Annotated in this window: 13 protein-coding genes and 1 pseudogene; 7 read left to right on the forward strand and 7 right to left on the reverse strand. The window is 72.1% G+C overall.

Annotated features, from left to right (window positions below; all coding sequences use genetic code 11):
- Nucleotides 1-28 precede the first annotated feature (28 nt).
- Both J2S41_RS23005 and J2S41_RS23010 read left to right on the forward strand, forming a co-directional pair.
- Nucleotides 29-1,150: pseudogene (locus J2S41_RS23005) on the forward strand (fatty acid desaturase family protein); the annotation flags it as partial.
- A 168-nt stretch (nucleotides 1,151-1,318) separates the two neighbouring features.
- Entirely contained in the window at nucleotides 1,319-1,969 is a 651-nt protein-coding gene (locus J2S41_RS23010) for a DUF3159 domain-containing protein (protein WP_310370363.1), read from the forward strand.
- Here J2S41_RS23010 and J2S41_RS23015 read toward each other — a convergent pair.
- Both J2S41_RS23015 and J2S41_RS23020 read right to left on the reverse strand, forming a co-directional pair.
- Nucleotides 1,939-3,378, reverse strand: coding sequence for a glycosyltransferase family 2 protein (locus J2S41_RS23015; RefSeq protein WP_310370366.1), 1,440 nt, complete (start codon nucleotides 3,376-3,378; stop codon nucleotides 1,939-1,941). The genes J2S41_RS23010 and J2S41_RS23015 overlap by 31 nt on opposite strands.
- A gap of 35 nt (nucleotides 3,379-3,413) precedes the next feature.
- Nucleotides 3,414-3,788, reverse strand: a complete 375-nt coding sequence (locus tag J2S41_RS23020) for a response regulator transcription factor (protein WP_310370367.1) — start codon at nucleotides 3,786-3,788, stop codon at nucleotides 3,414-3,416.
- Between the two features lie 157 nt (nucleotides 3,789-3,945).
- On the opposite strand from J2S41_RS23020, the gene J2S41_RS23025 reads away from it, so the two are divergent.
- Entirely contained in the window at nucleotides 3,946-5,649 is a 1,704-nt protein-coding gene (locus J2S41_RS23025; protein WP_310376467.1) for a sensor histidine kinase, read from the forward strand.
- A 39-nt stretch (nucleotides 5,650-5,688) separates the two neighbouring features.
- On the opposite strand, the gene J2S41_RS23030 is transcribed toward J2S41_RS23025, so the two are convergent.
- The 3 genes from J2S41_RS23030 to J2S41_RS23040 are packed head-to-tail and all read right to left on the reverse strand — an operon-like array spanning nucleotide 5,689 to nucleotide 8,507.
- Nucleotides 5,689-7,743, reverse strand: coding sequence for an ATP-binding protein (locus J2S41_RS23030; RefSeq protein ID WP_310370369.1), 2,055 nt, complete (start codon nucleotides 7,741-7,743; stop codon nucleotides 5,689-5,691).
- A gap of 9 nt (nucleotides 7,744-7,752) precedes the next feature.
- Nucleotides 7,753-8,127, reverse strand: a complete 375-nt coding sequence (locus tag J2S41_RS23035; protein WP_310370371.1) for a response regulator transcription factor — start codon at nucleotides 8,125-8,127, stop codon at nucleotides 7,753-7,755.
- Nucleotides 8,124-8,507 carry a response regulator transcription factor gene (locus tag J2S41_RS23040; RefSeq protein ID WP_310370373.1) on the reverse strand — a complete coding sequence of 128 codons (384 nt, stop codon included), beginning with the start codon at nucleotides 8,505-8,507 and terminating at the stop codon, nucleotides 8,124-8,126. The genes J2S41_RS23035 and J2S41_RS23040 overlap by 4 nt, the downstream gene beginning before the upstream one ends.
- A gap of 152 nt (nucleotides 8,508-8,659) precedes the next feature.
- On the opposite strand from J2S41_RS23040, the gene J2S41_RS23045 reads away from it, so the two are divergent.
- On the forward strand, nucleotides 8,660-8,893 hold the full coding sequence (locus tag J2S41_RS23045) for a hypothetical protein (RefSeq protein WP_310370376.1): 234 nt from the start codon (nucleotides 8,660-8,662) through the stop codon (nucleotides 8,891-8,893).
- Nucleotides 8,894-9,095: 202 nt separating this feature from the next.
- On the opposite strand, the gene J2S41_RS23050 is transcribed toward J2S41_RS23045, so the two are convergent.
- Nucleotides 9,096-9,587: a hypothetical protein gene (locus J2S41_RS23050; protein WP_310370378.1), complete on the reverse strand. Its 492-nt coding sequence runs from the start codon at nucleotides 9,585-9,587 to the stop codon at nucleotides 9,096-9,098.
- 319 nt (nucleotides 9,588-9,906) lie between these two features.
- On the opposite strand from J2S41_RS23050, the gene J2S41_RS23055 reads away from it, so the two are divergent.
- On the forward strand, nucleotides 9,907-10,548 hold the full coding sequence (locus tag J2S41_RS23055) for a hypothetical protein (protein WP_310370380.1): 642 nt from the start codon (nucleotides 9,907-9,909) through the stop codon (nucleotides 10,546-10,548).
- 326 nt (nucleotides 10,549-10,874) lie between these two features.
- Complete coding sequence (locus tag J2S41_RS23060) at nucleotides 10,875-11,057, forward strand: hypothetical protein (RefSeq protein ID WP_310370381.1); 183 nt, start codon at nucleotides 10,875-10,877, stop codon at nucleotides 11,055-11,057.
- A 633-nt stretch (nucleotides 11,058-11,690) separates the two neighbouring features.
- Here J2S41_RS23060 and J2S41_RS23065 read toward each other — a convergent pair.
- On the reverse strand, nucleotides 11,691-14,615 hold the full coding sequence (locus tag J2S41_RS23065; RefSeq protein ID WP_310370383.1) for a glycoside hydrolase family 48 protein: 2,925 nt from the start codon (nucleotides 14,613-14,615) through the stop codon (nucleotides 11,691-11,693).
- Nucleotides 14,616-15,474: 859 nt separating this feature from the next.
- Here J2S41_RS23065 and J2S41_RS23070 point away from each other — a divergent pair.
- A complete protein-coding gene (locus tag J2S41_RS23070; protein WP_310370385.1) occupies nucleotides 15,475-16,929 on the forward strand; it encodes a GH1 family beta-glucosidase in 1,455 nt (484 codons plus the stop codon).
- The last annotated feature ends 42 nt before the right edge of the window (nucleotides 16,930-16,971 follow it).

Here is a 16,971-nt window from a genome sequence, read left to right on the forward strand (position 1 = left end):
CAGGAGTGAGGACCACCGCGTGACCATCATGGAGAAGAAGGACGCCAACCCGATCGCCCACCTCACCCCCGAGGACATCGAGGCGATCGGCCGCGAGCTCGACGCGCTGCGCGACGAGATCATGTCGAGCCGGGGCGAGCGGGACTCCGCGTACATCCGCAAGGTCATCTCCACCCAGCGGCGGCTGGAGCTGGGCAGCCGCGCGGTGCTGCTGTTCTCGCTGTTCCCGCCGGCCTGGGTGGTCGGCACGATCGGCCTCTCGATCGCGAAGATCATCGAGAACATGGAGATCGGCCACAACGTCATGCACGGCCAGTGGGACTGGATGCGTGACCCGAAGATCCACTCCACCACGTGGGAGTGGGACAACGCGTCCCCGGCCGAGCAGTGGAAGCACGCGCACAACGAGATCCACCACACGTACACGAACGTGGTCGGCCGGGACAACGACCTCGGCTACGGCATCATGCGGGTGGACGAGGACCAGAAGTGGACGCCGGCGCTGCTCGGCCAGCCGCTCTACAACTTCATCAACATGTGCTTCTTCGAGTACGGCATCGCCGCCTACGATCTCCAGCTGGGCCGCAACCTGAAGACGCGGAAGCGCCGCCGCGACCCGAAGTTCAAGGCCGCGTACCGCCAGGTGCTGAAGAAGATCGGCCGCCAGATGCTGAAGGACTACGTGGTGCACCCGGCGCTGTCCGGCCCGTCGTTCCTGACCACGATCCTGGCGAACATGACGGCGAACCTGGTGCGCAACGTCTGGACGCACTCGGTGATCATGTGTGGTCACTTCCCGAACGGCGTGGAGACGTTCTCCAAGACCAGCATCGAGGGCGAGACGCGCGGCGAGTGGTACCTGCGCCAGATGCTCGGCTCGGCCAACATCCGCGGCTCGAAGTTCATGCACTTCATGACCGGCAACCTGTCGCACCAGATCGAGCACCACCTCTTCCCGGACATGCCGAGCAACCGGTACGCCGAGATCGCGCCGCGCATCCGCGACCTGTTCCAGCGCTACGGCCTGACCTACACCACCGGCCCGCTGCCGATGCAGGTGGCGTCCGCCTGGTACAAGGTCTTCCGGCTCGCGCTGCCGACCCGCGAGGACCTGCGCCAGCGCCGCGAGGGTGGCCGCGGCACCGGTGCGCCGCGCCCGCCGCGCAAGCGCGTCGAGGGCCACGCGTCCGCGCGCGGCATCCCGGCACCGGCCGGCGCCGCGGCCATGACCGCGACGAACTGAGGACCGATGACCCGGCGGGGGTACGGCGAAAGCCCGTACCCCCGCCGGGTCTTGATCGGTTAGGCTGCCCTAACCATGGAACAGAACAGGGAGTCGCTCGCCGATCTGCTCGGCGGGCGCCGCGGTGCGCTGGACGCGACGCTGCCGCCGGTCGCGTTCGTGGCCGGCTGGCTGGCCGGTGGCCAGTCCATCGCCATCGGCGTGACCGCCGCGCTGGTGGTGAGCCTGGGCATCGCCGGGTTCCGGCTGCGGCGCCGCGACCGGTTCGGCGCGGTGCTGGCCGGGCTGCTCGGCGTGGTGGTGGCCGCGATGATCGCGCTGTACACCGGGAACGGCGCCGACTTCTTCCTGCCGCGGCTGCTCAGCAACGCGGGCAGCGCGGTGGTCTGGGCGATCAGCATCGCGGTGCGCTGGCCGCTGCTCGGCGTGGTGGTCGGCACCGTGCTCGGCCAGCGGGCGCGCTGGCGGCGCGACCCGGCGCTGCTCCGCTCGTACGGCCTGGCCAGCTGGGTGTGGGTGTTGCAGTACGTGATCCGGCTGGCCGTGTTCCTGCCGCTCTACTTCGCGGGCCAGGTGTTCGCGCTCGGTGTGGCCCAGGTGGTGCTGACCTGGCCGCTGGTCGCCGCGTGCCTCGCGGTGAGCTGGTGGGTGATGGTGCGGACGCTGCCGCGCGACCACCCCGGCCTGCGCCACCCTCAGGGCGACCGCACCGTGTCGAAGCCCTGACGCGGCATCGCGCCCCAGACCCGCTTCTTGTTCCGCCACGCCTGCCACGCGCCGCGCGCCTGAAAGTAGGCGAGCGCCTGCCGGTACCCGACGTTCTCCAGGGTCGCGGCGAGGAAGCCGCGGCCGAGGTCGTCCCAGCGCGGGTACCGGTGGAACGACACCTCCTCCAGCAGCAGCGCCGCCACGCTGACCAGCAGCCCGTAGCCGTACGCGACCAGCGCGAACCGCCAGGCGAAGTCGAGGTCGATCGCGTCCACCAGCAGCCCGGCCGGCACCAGGACCAGCGCGGACAGCTCGACGAACGGCGCCAGCAGCTCGAACACCACGTAGTACGGCAGCGCGACCATGCCGATCCTGCCGTACCGCGGGCGCAGCAGCATGCCGCTGTGCGTGCGGAGGATCTCCGCGATGCCGCGGTGCCAGCGGGTCCGCTGCCGGCCCAGCACGCACATGGTGGCCGGCGCCTCGCTCCACGACACCGGCTCGGCCACGAAGATCACCCGGTACGGCCGGCCGCGTTCCCGCAGGTGGTGGTGGAGGCGCACGACGAGTTCCGCGTCCTCGCCGATGGTGTCGTGCGCCATGCCGCCGACCTCGGCGAGCAGGTCGCGGCGGAACATCCCGAACGCGCCGGAGATCACCACCAGCCCGCCGAGCCGGGACCAGCCGGTGCGGCCCATCAGGAACGCGCGCAGGTACTCGACGATCTGCATGCGGACCAGCCACTGCCGCGGCATGCGCACGTCCACCACGCGTCCGCCGACCACGGCGCAGCCGTTCGCGATGCGCACCACGCCGCCCACGGCCGCGACCTCCAGCGGGTCGTCCGCGAACGGCTTGACCACGGAGAGCAGCGCCTCCGGGTCGAGCACCGAGTCCGCGTCGGCCATGCAGACCAGCGGGTGCCGGGACAGGTTGATGCCGACGTTGAGCGCGTCCGCCTTCCCGCCGTTGGCCTTGCGGACCACGATCAGGCCGTCCGGGTTCGCGCGGGCCACGTGCACGCTGATCACCGCGCCGTGGAACGGCACCTCGTCCGGCACCACGCGCGGCACCTGGACCAGGTCGAACTCGCGTTCCAGCCGCGCGAACGTGTCGTCGGTGGAGCCGTCGTCGATCACCACGATCTCGAACCGCGGATATCGCAGCGCCATCATCGCCTGCACCGCCGGCACGATGCTCGCGCCCTCGTTGAAGGCGGGCATCAGCACCGAGACCGGCTGGGTGAGCGGGCTGCGGAACAGGTCCTCCAGGCCGTTGAACGGCACCCGGCGCAGGTGCCGGAAGAACTCGGCCGCGGCCAGCAGCAGCAGCCCGAGATAGCTGCTGTTCAGGGCCACGAAGTAGACGAACACGACGACGTCGGCGACCGCGATGGCGGTCCGCACCCACGCCCAGTCATCCACCATGCGCGCCCACCCGGGTCGCGGCCGAGTCGGTCATGTCAGGCGCGTACCTCGACCATGAGCCGCTGCACGCGCTCGACCAGTTCCTTCGGGCTGAACGGCTTGACCACGTAGTCGTCGCAACCGGCCGCGTACGCCAGCTCGCGGTCCTGCGGCCGGCCCTGCGCGGAGATCATGATGACCGCGACCTTGGCGGTGTCCGGCGACTGCCGCAGCTCCCGGCACACCTCGATGCCGCTGAGGCCGGGCATCCGGACGTCGATGAGCACGGCGTGCGGGCGGAACCGGCGGATCGCGGCGAGCGCGGCGACGCCGTCGCTCACCGCCATCGTCTCGAAGCCGAAGCGGTCGAGCTTGTAGCTCACCAGTTGCCGGATGTCCGGATCGTCCTCCGCCACCAGGACGCGCGCCATGCCTCGCCCTTCCGTCGGACGGTTGGTTTGCCGTACCCTCGATCTCACCAGATATGCCGCTCATATGCGGATTTTTTCGCATACCGGCTTCGCACTCAAACGCAACCGGTGCCCGCTCATCGGCGTGCCGGGACCGCCGATGGTGCCCTCCGTGACGATGAGAGACCTGGTGCGCGGACGGACGTGGCGCGGCCCCGCGCTCGCGTCGACCGTTCTGGCCCTGGGCCTCGCGGCGACCGGCGCGGGCGCGCTGGCGCTGCACTCCGCCGAGAAGGACTGCGCCGACGCCGTGCTGCGGGTGCGCGCCGGCGCCACACAGGCCGCGGTGAGCGCGGCGGTGGCACGGCACACCACGACCGCGCAGCATCTCGCGGCGCTGGCCGGGAACGCGCCGGCCGCGCTCGACGCCGCCGGCCTGGCGCGCCTGTCCCGCAGCACGCTGCCGGGTGCGTACGACGTGCGCCTGATCGCGCCGGACGCGGGCCGCCTCACCGCGGTCGCGGGCCGGCCGATCGACGGCACCGCCTCCGGCACCTGGACGGCACCGCCGCCGGAGGTCACGGCCGCCATGGACGTCGCCCGCGACACCGGACAGCTCGCGGTCAGCGCGCCGCACCTGCTCCCGCACGACCGCGCGCTGACCGGCACCCGCCGCCAGCTGTCGTTCGTGCTGGTGGTGCCCGCGCGATCCGCGGACGGCGCCGAGTTCCGCGGGTGGGTGCTGCTCAGCCTGCGCGCCGGCGACTTCCTGGCCGAGGCGCTGGGCTCCGGCGGGCACGCCGCGGTCACGGCCGCGCTGGCCGACGCCGGCGACCCGGCCGCCCCGGTCGGCGTGGCGGCCTGGAACGCGGAGATCGCGCCGGCCGGCCCGGAGACCGTGGCGCTGCCGGTCGCGTTCGGGCAGCGGCAGCTCACGCTCACCGTACGCCCGGGCACGCCGCTGATGAGCGAGACGCGACGGCACCTGGACACGCTCGTGCTGATCGGCGGCGTGCTGTTCAGCGCGGCACTCGGCGCGCTGGTGCTGGTCCTGGTCGCCGCGCGGGAGCGGTCCGCCACGAGCGCGCGCCGCGCGCTCGCCGACCGCCGCGCCGACGCGGACGCGCTGCTGCTGGCGCAGTCCGCGCTGCGCGAACGGGAGGCCGAGCTGGCCGGGTTCTCCGCGCTCGCGGCCGACCGGCTCCGGGCGCCGCTGACGAACGTGGTCAGCTACGCCGACCTGCTCGCCGAGGAGAGCGGCCCGCGGCTGGACCCGGCGGCACTGGGCTTCCTGGACACGATCGGCCGCAGCACGCGGCGCATGCTGCACGTGGTGGACGAGTTGCTCGCCTACACGCTGGCGAGCGAGGCGCCGCTGCTCCTGGAGCCGGTCGACCTCGCGCGGGTCGCGGACGAGGTGGTGGCCGCGCACGTGGCGATCTCGCCGACGCTGCCGAGCATCGACGTCGGCCCGCTGCCGGTGGTGACCGCGGACGCGGCGCTGCTCCGCCAGTTGCTCGACCACCTGGTCGGCAACGCGGTGACGTACGTGCGGCACGGCGCCGCCGCCCGGGTGACGATCGGCGCGCGGCAGAGCGCGAACGGCTGGTGGCGGATCGAGGTCGCGGACCGCGGCATCGGCATCCCCGCCGAGCACCATCGCCGGGTGTTCGCGCCGTTCTACCGGACGCCGGCGGCCGAGGGCTACCCGGGCACCGGCCTGGGGCTGGCCACCTGCCAGCGGATCGCCGGGCTGCACGGCGGCCAGGTCGGCGTGGAGCCGAACCCGGGCGGCGGCAGTGTCTTCTGGTTCACGGTCTTCGACGGCCAGAGTGACCACCAGTCCGGTGAGCACCCGGTCTTCCTGGCGCACCGCGCCTGACGGTCTCCACCACCCCACCCCCCGGCCGCGCCGGTCCCCTCACGCCGAGGGGGCCGGCGCGGACCCCGTCGCGGCGGGTTCGCCGGCCGGCAGCCGGACCGTGACGGTCGTACCCACGTTCTCCTCGGAGACCGCGGTGATCGTGCCGCCGTGGTTGCGCACGATCGTGCGCACGATCGTCAGGCCCAGCCCGGTGCCGGGCACGGCCAGGTGGTTCGCGTTCGACGCGCGGAAGAAGCGGGTGAACAGCCGGTCCTGCTCGCCGGCCGGGATGCCCATGCCGGTGTCCGCGACCTCGATCTGCACCTCGTCCCCGTCGCGGCGCGCGGTGAGCGTCACCGCGCCGCCGGACGGCGTGAACTTGACCGCGTTGGAGAGCAGGTTCGACAGCACCCGGTCGATCTGGTCCCGGTCCGCCACGATGCCCAGGTCGTCCTCGGCGCTGACGGAGAGCGACACGCCGGACTTGTCCGCCGCGGGCCCGATCGCCGCGTACGCGCCGGAGATCAGGCCGGTCAGGTCGACCGCGCCACGGCTCGCCCGGAACGTACCCGCCTCGATCCGGGAGAGGATGAGCAGGTCCTCGATCAGGCCGCGCAACCGGGACGTGTTGCGCGCGATGACGCCGAGCATCTTCGCCTGGTTCGTGTTGAGCGGCCCGGCGTCCTCGTCCTGCAGCATCTCCACGTACCCGGCGATGCTGGTCAGTGGCGTGCGCAGCTCGTGCGAGACGGTCGACATGAAGTCGGTCTTGACGTCGTCGATCTCCTTCAGCCGGGACACCAGCTCCTGCTCGGTCTCGTAGAGCCGCGCCTGGTGCAGGCCGTGGCCGAGGTCCGCGGCGACCGACTCGGCCATCCGGATCTCCACCGGGTCCCACGGCCGCCCGTCCCCGGCGCGCATCATCGTCAGCACGCCCAGGCTCTCCGTACCGTTGCCGAACACGATCGACACCACGCCGGACGCGCGCGCCTCGCGGAAGCCGCGCCGCTCCGGCTCCGGCACGCCCGGGTCGGTCCCGGCCCGCACGTCCTCGGACACCCAGACCGCGCCCTGCGCCGCGGAGCCGAGCAGCCAGCCCGCGTCCGCCTCGGCCAGCGGCGCGCACGGCCCGGTGGCGCCCGGCGCGCACCAGGTCGTCGTGGTGCCGCCGGCCAGCCGGATCACCACGTGCTCCGCGTCCAGCATCTCGCCGAGCCCGCGCCCGGCCTCGGCCAGCACCTCGCCCTCGCTGAGATGGCTGCGCACCGCGGTGCCGACCCGGCGGGCCGCGAGCCGCAGCCGGCTGAGTTCCCGGTCGGCGTGGCGGGTCCGCTCGATCTCGGCGGCCAGCAGGTTCACCGCCTCCCCGACCGCGCGGACCTCGGCCGGGCCGTCCCGGGTGGGCACGCGCGCGTCGAACCGGCCCTCGCCCAGTTCGCCGAGCACGGTGACGAGCCGGCCCAGCGGGCGGGTGATCCGCCGCCGGGTCCAGGCGCCGCCGGCCACGGCCAGCACCGTGGCCAGGACGGTCACCGAGACGAGCGCGCCCACCGTGGTCCGGCGCAACCGCTCCGCCCGCGCGCCGAGCCGCGCCGCGCGGGCCGCCATGGTCGCGTCCAGCGCCCGGTTCTCGGCCAGGTACGCGTCGAAGAGGTTCTTGCCGTGCTCCGCGTACTCCACGGCCTGGTCGCTGCGCGGCGGGGCGAGCCGCTGCTGCGCGGCCAGCGCCCACCACGCCTCCGCCCGATCCAGCTGCACCGTGACCGCGGTGTTCTCGGCCGAGGTCAGCACCATGTCCTCCAGGCGCGTGGCGACGGCCGGATAGTCCCGCACCGCCGCCTCGTACGCCTCCAGGAACCGGGCGTCCGCGGTGAGCAGGTAGCCGCGCAGCGCGCGTTGCCCATCCGTCATCACGCCGCGCAGCTCCGCGTTGACCAGCCGCATCGGCACCACGTGGTCGTCCAACTCGCGCACGGACCGCACCTGCACCTCGGTGGCCGCGATCCCGGCCGCGCCGGACATCACGATCAGCGCCACCAGCACCGCGAACGTGCGGGTCAGCAGCGCCCCGACGCTGCCGGCCGCGCTCCGCGCCGGCGCCTGCGACGACATGTGCCGGCGTCAGGCCCGGGAGCGGGTGAGCAGCGACTGGATCCGGGAGACCAGTTCGCGAGGGCTGAACGGCTTGGTCACGTAGTCGTCGGCCCCGGCCCCGAACCCGCCCTCGATGTCCTGCTCCTGCACGCGCGCGGTGAGCATCACGATCAGCATGCCCTGCGTGCTCTCGTCCGCCCGCAGCATGCGGCACACGTCGATGCCGGAGAGGCCGGGCATGGAGACGTCCAGCACCGCGAGCGCGGGCTGGTTGCGGCGTGCGGCCTCCAGGGCGGACTGCCCGTCCTCGACCGCGATCACGTCGTAGCCGACCTGCTCCAGCTTGAACGCGACCAGATCCCGGATGTCGGCATCGTCATCGGCAATGAGTACGGCGGTCAATTCCCCTCCACCTCCGCGCGCGGCAGCGCGAGCCGCCGCATCAGCTCGGCCACGTCGGCCTTCCCGAACGGCTTGGCCAGGATCGCGGCCGTCGGCAGGTCGTTCAGGTCGTCGGCGTCCAGCACCGAGCAGACCACGATCGGGCAGTGCCCGGTGCGCGGGTCCTTGGACAAGCGCCGGATCACCTCCCGGCCGTCCAGGTCGGGCAGCATGACGTCCACCACGATCAGGTCGGGCGGGTTCGCGCGCGCCGCCGCGACGCCCTCCTCGGCCGTCCCGTACCCGGACACCGCGCAGCCGTTCCGGCCGAGATGCTGGCGGAGCAGGTCGAGGAGGTCCTCCTCGTCCTCGATCACCACGGCTCGCAGCACGTCACCCACACCCGCCATTGTCACTGACTTACCCCAAGATATCCCCTTGGTCCGAAATATCGGCTTAAGGTGTGCAACCTGCGTGCAACCGAGGCGCTCCCGCGACGTACCCCAGCGGGGGTTCCCTGGAATGCACCCGACCCGCTCGAAAGGAGCTCGCCATGGCCGTCCAGCCCGTCCAGGTCGAGGCCCTCTTCGCCTCCCACCTGCAGCGCTCGCAGCGCCCCACCGCCGAACTCATTCGTGACGCCGTCCGCGCCACGGTCGCCCGGCACGGTGAGAATGGCGTCGCGGCCCTGGTCGCCCAGGAGTACGGCGACCACCCGGAGACCTCCGCCGGCCGCATGCGCTGGGCCCACGCCGCCTGCGCCCTGGCCTACTCCACCGCCGCCTAGCTGCGGTTTCACCCCTCCTCGCATCGAACGGCATCTCCGCCGGTCCTGCCGACTCACCCTCGCCGCCGCGGTGGCTATTGTGGTCGGACTGCGGGCCCCACCCGCAGCTCGAAACCCACGTCCCCGCTCGCGAGGAGGCCGGCCGCGTGGCCGAGGAGCCCGACCCCCGCCCAGACGCGCCCGCCACCCCGGCAGCCAAAGATCAACCCCCGCCATCGGTACGCCGCACGCCCACTCCCGATTCGCCACCCTCAACACCCGGCGACTCGCGTACCGGCGACTCGGCACGCGTTGGCGACCGGCCGCCCCGGTCGGCGAGCACCACGCCCGCTCCGGCCCTCGGCGACTCGCGTACCGGCGACTCTGCAACCGTTGGCGACCGGCCGGCGCGCACCACGCCCCCATCGGGACCCGGCGACTCGCGTACCGGCGACTCTGCCGCCGCCGGCGACCGGCCGGCCTGGGCGGCGAGCACCACGCCCCGGTCAGCGCTCGGCGATTCTCCCGCTCCGGCGATCGGCGGCGCGCCGAACTCCGCGGACGCGGCGGCGCCGGCCGGATCGGCCGAGGCGCCGACCGGCTCCGGGCAGGGGGAGATCGCGCCGGACTGGGCCGGATCCACCGTCGAGATTCCGCTGGTCATCGCGGCGCTGGCGGCCGCGAACGGCACCGACCCGCTGGAGGAGGCACGCAAGCATGCGGCGGCTACCGGCCGTCCGCTGCCGCCGCGCCAGGCCGGCGCCGCGTCGGCGGCGCCCGGAGACCCGGCCGCCGCCAACCCCGTGACCCCCGCTGTCGCCGCCGGTGGTGGGCGAGCCGCGGATCGGGATGCGGGTGGCGCCGGGCGAATAGCGGCCGGGCCGGGCGCGGCGGGTGGCGAGGGGACGCCGGGTGAGGGCAGAGCGCGCCAGGCGCCCATGTCACCGGAAAAGGATGTGGATCATCCGGATGCCGCGAGGGCTGCCGGGTCGTTGAGTCAGCATGGGGTACCAGCAGACGATCGGGCAGCGGACATGGTGACCGGGTCGCATCGCGCGACCGGTGGGCTCCGCCGGTATCTCCGCGACTACGCGTGGATCATCGTGGCCATCGTGCTGGCCGTGGCCGTGGCGCTGTGCTCGCTGCCGTTCACCAGCAGACTCGCCCCGTCCTGGAAGGCCGGCGCCCCCGCGTCGTCGGCCTCCGTCCTCGCCGGCCTCGCCGCGGCCACCGCCGCGGCGGCCGGCCCGGACGCCACCCCCACGGCCGCACCGACGCCCTCCGCCGAGCCCGGCTCCCCGACGCCGGTCCCCTCCCCCACCCGGTCCCGCACCTCCGCCGGCACACCGCGGCCGGCATCGCCGGCGCCCGGCCGCGCCACGAACACCGCCCCCGGCCCGCGAACCACCACGGCCCTGCTCGGCCCGGTCAGCGGCGGCGAACTCCAGGCCACCATCCGCCTGTACTGCTGGCAGGAGTTCGGCGCCTCCGAGGCCCGACTCCGCTCCGGCACCGACCCCGCCACCGACAACTGGGAATGCCGCGGCCACGGCTTCCACGACCTGGTCGACATGCACGCGCTCTGCTCCTGGCGCCACGGCACCGGCGCCTACGCCGCTTTCACCGACCGCCACGACGCCTACTCCTGGCGCTGCTACCGCACCCGCTCCGCCTGACCCGCCGCCGCGAAGATCCCGCGCAGGTGCGGCACCGAGGCGATCGCCGGTCAGCTCGGACGCCGGCGGCGCCACGCGGCATCGGCCGGACCGCGCCCAGATCCCGGGCCCGGGCAGCGATCGTCGCGCTGCCGGACGGCACGCCGTTCGCGGTCACCGCGGGCAACCCTTCGAATCACCGCCCCACTCACCGATCCCGCCCGGCCGGAGATGAGCATTCCCGGCACGTGGTGACGGAACGCCGACAGGGCGGCTGCCCGAACGGGCGGTGTGCTGCGATAACGCGGCCTGCCAGAGTCACGCCCGTGACCGCACCCGATCAACCCATGGACGATGCCCTGACCGCGTACGCCGACGGCCGCGCGGACGGTCTGGCCGGTAACCCGGACGACACGCGGGCGAACGACCCCGACTACCAGATCGGCCTGTACGACGGGCAGGTGGAGATCTTCGAGAACAATCTCCTGGCCGCCGTCCGCAAGGCCCTCGGCGAACCCGAAGCCGCCTGACCGATATTTCCCCATATCTCGGTCGGTGCCGCCGGCTCCACGCCCGCTTCGCCACTGTGTGAGGCTCAGGCACAGTGGACGATCAACTCTCGCCCGCGACATGCCGAAATGTCGGGCGCGCAGCGCCGCCCGATCCCCGAGACTCATGACCACCCGAGCCGGCGCCCCCAATCGCCCGACACTCATGAAATCCCGATCCGGCACGAGACCGCGACCACAGGCCGCACGCATGAGGTGAGGGTGACATGCGGAGCGGCGATCTCCGGACATCCACGAGACCCGAGCCGGCCCGGGAGCGCGGCAACACGCCGAACCCCTGGCGTGCGGCGAAACGATCGGCGCGTGCTGGGGAGGGCTGGACCCGAGGCGGGGCCGGTGCCCGCTCCGAGCATGCGGATCGCGACCACGCCGGAAGCGGGAGGAGAGACATGGAACCGGGCGAGCGGCACCGTGGTGCCGCCCGCCCGGACGTGGGAGGGGTGGTGGGCCGGGAACCGGCGTTGGCCTGACGGCACCCGGCCCACCACGGGCCGGCCTGATCGTGGGAATCAGGCCGTGCGGCGCCGACGTGCGGGCGACGGCGCCGCTCTATAGGTGGCCCGGGCCCTCGTGGGAAGGGCCCGGGCAGGCCGGTTAACCGAGCAGGCGGTCGTAGTCGGCCAGGGCCAGGGCGATGTCGACCTGGGCCCAGAAGCGGTGGTACGTGAAGACCGGCGCCGGTCCGCCGTTCAGGTACGCCTCGACCTTGGGGAAGTCGGGGTCGTCGCGGAGGAAGGACCGGATGTCCAGGAAGGACTTGCCGGGTGCGATGACGTCGCCGTTGGGCATGGTGCCCTGGTAGCCGGACGGGATGAACAGGCCCTGCCCGGTGGAGGCGTTGTAGACGTCGTCGAACCGGTTGTAGTCGGCCTTGGTCTCCGGCACCGAGATGCCCAGGTCGTCCTTGTGCGTCAGCAGCGCGTCGAGCAGGGCCTTGGCGGTGGTCTGCGCCTGCGTGTTGCCGGACTTGGCACCGTAGTAAACCAGTGTCCGGGCGTAGGCGCCGGCCACGCCGACGTCCTGCGTGTAGTCGACGACGCTGACGTGCAGGCCGCTGTTGTTGACGCTGGTGGTGCCGGCCTGCCAGTTGCCGCCGGGCTGGCCGGACCAGCTCAGCGTGGACGGGACCTGGTAGGTGGAGCCGCTGACCGTGGTGTTGGCGATCGCCCAGGCGACCCACTTGTCCAGCACGGCCTTGGCGCGCGCGTCCCCGGACTCGTGGTAGTACTCGGCGACGCGCTCCATGCTCCACGCCTGGAAGCCGAACCACTGGTTCGACGGCGGGTCGTGGTAGACCGGCTTCTCGTCGTAGACCATGCCGTAGAACGTCGGCACGCCGGACGGGCGGGCGCTGTAGTTGCCCTTCCAACTGTTGGTCGCGCCGCCGGCGATGCCGCCCTCGGCGGACTGCAGCCAGGTGTAGAAGTCGATCTGCCGGGTCAGCGAGGTGGCCCAGTCGTTCTTGGCACTGGCCGACTTCGGGGTCAGCTCGGGGACGGTGGACAGCACCCAGGCCGCGAACGGGTTCTGGTAGCCGCCGTGGTTGTGGCTGGAGCCGATCCGCCACGACCAACTGCCGTTGGCCGTGCCCTGCGAGCCGCCCCACGCGTAGTACCAGGAGAGCAGGTACGACGCGCTGTCCTTGCCGGTCCCGGCCGGGCAGGACGGGGAGCCGCAGTTCGGGGTCTTGAAGTACTTGTCGTACATGGCGTAGCGCAGGTAGTCGCCCATCTTGGCGGCGTTCGCGATGGTGCCGGAGATCTGCGACTGGTTGCCCTGCTCCTTGGCCCACTTCAGCGCCCAGTAGGCGGCCTGGACCGCGCGGGCGTCGGCGTCGGGCGCGTTGGTGTAGCGCCACTGCTGCGCGTACGACGAGTCACCGATGAAGATCGGCAGGAAGCCGCCGTTGCCCTCACGCCCGAAGTTGAACGTCTCGCAGGACGGGTGCGGCACGGTCTCGAAGACCGACTCCTGCGGGCCGCGCTGGTACGTGTTGATGTACGCCGGGCGGGTGGTGCCGTCGCCGCACCGGCCGAAGCCGTAGACGTTGTCCACGTCGATCAGCCAGTGCATGCCGTACACGCTGGTGGTGCCGTAGGACGCCTGGAGCTCGGCGGCCAGCGGGTCCGCGCCGACCTTGACGGACGGGTCGAGCTTGCCGCCGACGGCCGGGTACTGGCTCGGCAGGTCCGCCTCGGGCGCGTAGTCCGCCGGGTCCGCCGGGTTGTAGTTGCTCTGCGTCTCGTCCGGGATGATGTACTGGTCCATGATCTGCCACGCCTGGTTGAACGGCGCCCAGTTCTCGGTGACGCGGCCGTACTGCGCCTCCAGGAACAGCCAGTAGCTGAACGCCTCGGACGTGGTCTCGTGACCGTGGTCCGGCGCCTCGACCAGCAGCGTCTCGACGGAGTGGTACGGCACGCCCTCGGGGCTGAAGTACCCGTTCGCCGGAGCCTTGATCTTGTTGTAGAGCTCCAGGAACTCCTCGCCGTACGCGCCCTCGGGGTTGGTGTCGCCGTCGTTGTCGGTCTCGGTGACCGTGGTGACGGAGGACGTGTGGCCGGGGGCGGACACGGTGACCGTGGCGGTGCCGTTCGTGGTGTCGGTGTCCTCGGCCGCGGTGATCGGCACGTTGACGCCGGTGGTCCAGTTGGACGGCGTGAGCGTGGCGCTGGTGGCGCCGAGCGTGACGTCCGCGTCGCCGGTCTTGGCCAGCGAGACGGTCACGTTGGACGTGGGCGCCGCGCTGAGCTTGACGCTGAGCGCGGAGCTGCCGCCCTCCGCGACCTGGAGCGTGGCGGGCGTGACGACGCTGGTCGCGGACGTGCCGGTGACCGTGAACGCGTGCTCGTCCGTGGTGGTCAGGCCGGCGTTGTCGTACGCCTTGGCCTGCACCGTGTACTCGCCGGCCGGGAGACCGGTGGTGGAGTAGCCGTACGGCGCCGTGGTGTCCGTGTTGATCAGCAGGCCGTTGCGGTAGAACTCGACCTTGGCGATCGAGCCGTCCGCGTCGTCGGCGGAGGCGGCCAGCTCGACGTTCGCCGGCGCGGTGAAGGTGGCGCCGTCGGCCGGGCTGGTGAGCGAGATGCTGGGTGCCGCGTTGGCGGCACCGGCACAGGTGGTGCCGTTGAGCGTGAACGCCGTCGGCTTCGCGTTCGTCCCGGTGTAGCTGGCGTTGAATCCGAGCGTGATGGACGCGCCGGTGGCGAGGCTGCCGTTCCAGGCCTCGTTGGACGCGGTGACGTTCTGGCCGGTCTGGCTGTACTTCGCGGACCAGCCGTTGGTGACCTGCTGGTTGCCCGGGAAGGCCCAGCCGAGGTTCCAGCTGCTCACCGGGTCGCCGAGGTTCTTGAGCGTCACGCTGGCGGTGAAGCCGTTGTTCCAGTCGTTGGTGGTGTAGACGACGTCACAGGCGGTCGCGGCGTAGGCCATGCTGACCGGCACGGTCACCATCCCGCCTGCGACCAGCACGCCGGCGGCGGTCATCGCCAGCCGTCTCCTGCTGGGCCGAATTCTCATCTGCTGATGTCTCCTCGCGGACCGGGCGTCATGCCGTCGCACGGGTGGAGCCGCGCGCGTGGATCGGACATGCCGACGCCGAGAAAGGTGGGGATGCGCACTGGGCGGCCGCACCGGAAGAGATCCGGGGCCCTCGGCGACCCGTCAAGCGTGGGGTTGTGTGGCTCCCGTCACGCGATGTCCGCAAGTCTCGCATGGGAGCGCTCCCGTAGCAAGTGACGGACGTCGATCCATGGAAATCAGCCCGTTGACCAGCACGTAAAGGTGTCCACGAGGTTTCCGGCGCGTTTTGGGTCTTTCACAATGGCGTGACGCGGACTACAGTCCCAATCAACGTCGATGGGAGCGCTTCCATCGACAGTCATTGAGGGAAAGTGCTACACCCTCACCGGTCGTAGCAGACCGCAACAGCCGTGGGGCTGGCGGCGGGCCAGCCCGGACTCCGCCACCAGCCATCCCATCGACCCGGTCGAAAGGAGGTGGGAACCACCAGCCACTCGCGTGGCCCGGCTCCCGCGCGACACGCACACGAGGAGGCCATTCCGAGGGTGCGTGCGTTCTCTGAACCCCGCTCTTTGAGGTTCGAGTGGGGACGGGGGTTGCCCTCCCCGTCCCCACACTAGTACCCGGGCGCATCATGCAGCGCCCCGTGTCACAAAGATTTCACGGGCCTCGGCAGCGACGCCGCCGGACGGGCGGTCTCTTCGGTCGCGCCCCTTGCCTGTTCACCGCCGCCGCCCCCGGCGGTGAGATCGATCATCATCCGACCTTCCCGTACCCATCCGCCAAGGTCCTGCGATAGCCTCGGGAGCGCTCCCACGCACGGTGGATGGGGCACCTCCCAGAGGGGATCACCAGCATGTCCGTACCGACCCGACGGGCCTCGTCAGCCTCGTTAGCCGCGCTGACCGAGGAACCGTCAACGGACTCACCGGTCCCGGCCGCCGCGTTGCCGGCCGTGCCGGTCGAGCCCGGCCCCGACCCGGAGGCGCGGCTCGGCCTGCGCTTCCCGGAGGGCTTCGGCTGGGGCGCCGCGACGTCCGCGTACCAGATCGAGGGCGCGGCGCGGGACGACGGCCGCGGACCGTCCGTGTGGGACACCTTCGCGCACACGCCGGGCCGCGTGGCCAACGGCGACACCGGCGACGTCGCCGCGGACCACTACACCCGGTACGCCGAGGATCTCGACCTGATCCGGGGCCTGGGGCTGAAGTCGTACCGATTCTCGATCTCCTGGCCGCGCGTGCAGCCGGACGGCCGCGGCACGATCAACCAGCGTGGGCTCGACTTCTACCGGCGGCTCGTGGACGGGCTGCTCGAGCGCGGCATCAGCCCGATGGCGACGCTCTACCACTGGGACACCCCGCAGGCGCTGCAGGACGACGGCGGCTGGGAGAACCGGGACACCGCCTACCGCTTCGCGGAGTACGCGGCCGCGGTCTTCGGCGCGCTGGGCGACACCGTACCCGCCTGGCTGACCATCAACGAGCCGAAGACCGTGGTGCAGAACGGCTACATCATCGGCCACCACGCGCCCGGCATCCGCGACGAGCCGGTGGCGTACCGGGTCGCGCACCACCTCGCGCTCGCGCACGGCCTGGGCGTGCAGGCGCTGCGCGCGACCGGCTCCGCGTCCCGGATCGGCGGCGCGCTCAACCTGCACCCGTGCTACGCCGCGGACGACGACCCGGCCACGCTCGAGCGGGTGCGGCTCTACGACGGGTACGAGAACCGGCTCTACCTCGACCCGATGTTCAAGGGGTACTACCCGGAGGACGTGCTGGCCGACCAGGGGCCGTCGTCGCCGCTGGCCCAGGCCATCCGGGACGGCGACCTCGCGATCATCTCGCAGCCGACCGACATCCTGGCGGTCCAGTACTACACGCCGATCTACGTGACCACCGACGGCGGCACCGTGCAGAAGTGGCCGACCACCGAGGCCGCCTGGCAGCAGGTCTACCCGCGCGGCATGTACGACATCCTCACCCGGGTGAGCCGCGACTACGCGCCCGCGTCGATCACCGTGACGGAGAACGGGCTGCCGTGCCCGGACGTGATCGGCGTGGACGGCTCGGTGGACGACGCGGCCCGGGTCAGCTTCCTCCGTGACCACCTGGCCGAGGCGCACCGCGCGATCCAGGACGGGGTTCCGCTGGAGAGCTACCACGTGTGGTCGCTGATGGACAACTTCGAGTGGGAGGCCGGGTACGACCAGCGGTGGGGGCTGGTCTACGTGGACTACCCCACCCAGCGCCGGATTCTCAAGCGCAGCGCCACCTGGTACCGCCGCGTCATCTCGGACAATTTGCTCTAAGAACCATTCGGGGGTACGCCGTGCGCGGCGTACCCCTTATTT

Origin of the sequence: Catenuloplanes atrovinosus (genome assembly GCF_031458235.1) — a bacterium.
GTDB classification, from domain to species: Bacteria; Actinomycetota; Actinomycetes; order Mycobacteriales; family Micromonosporaceae; genus Catenuloplanes; species Catenuloplanes atrovinosus.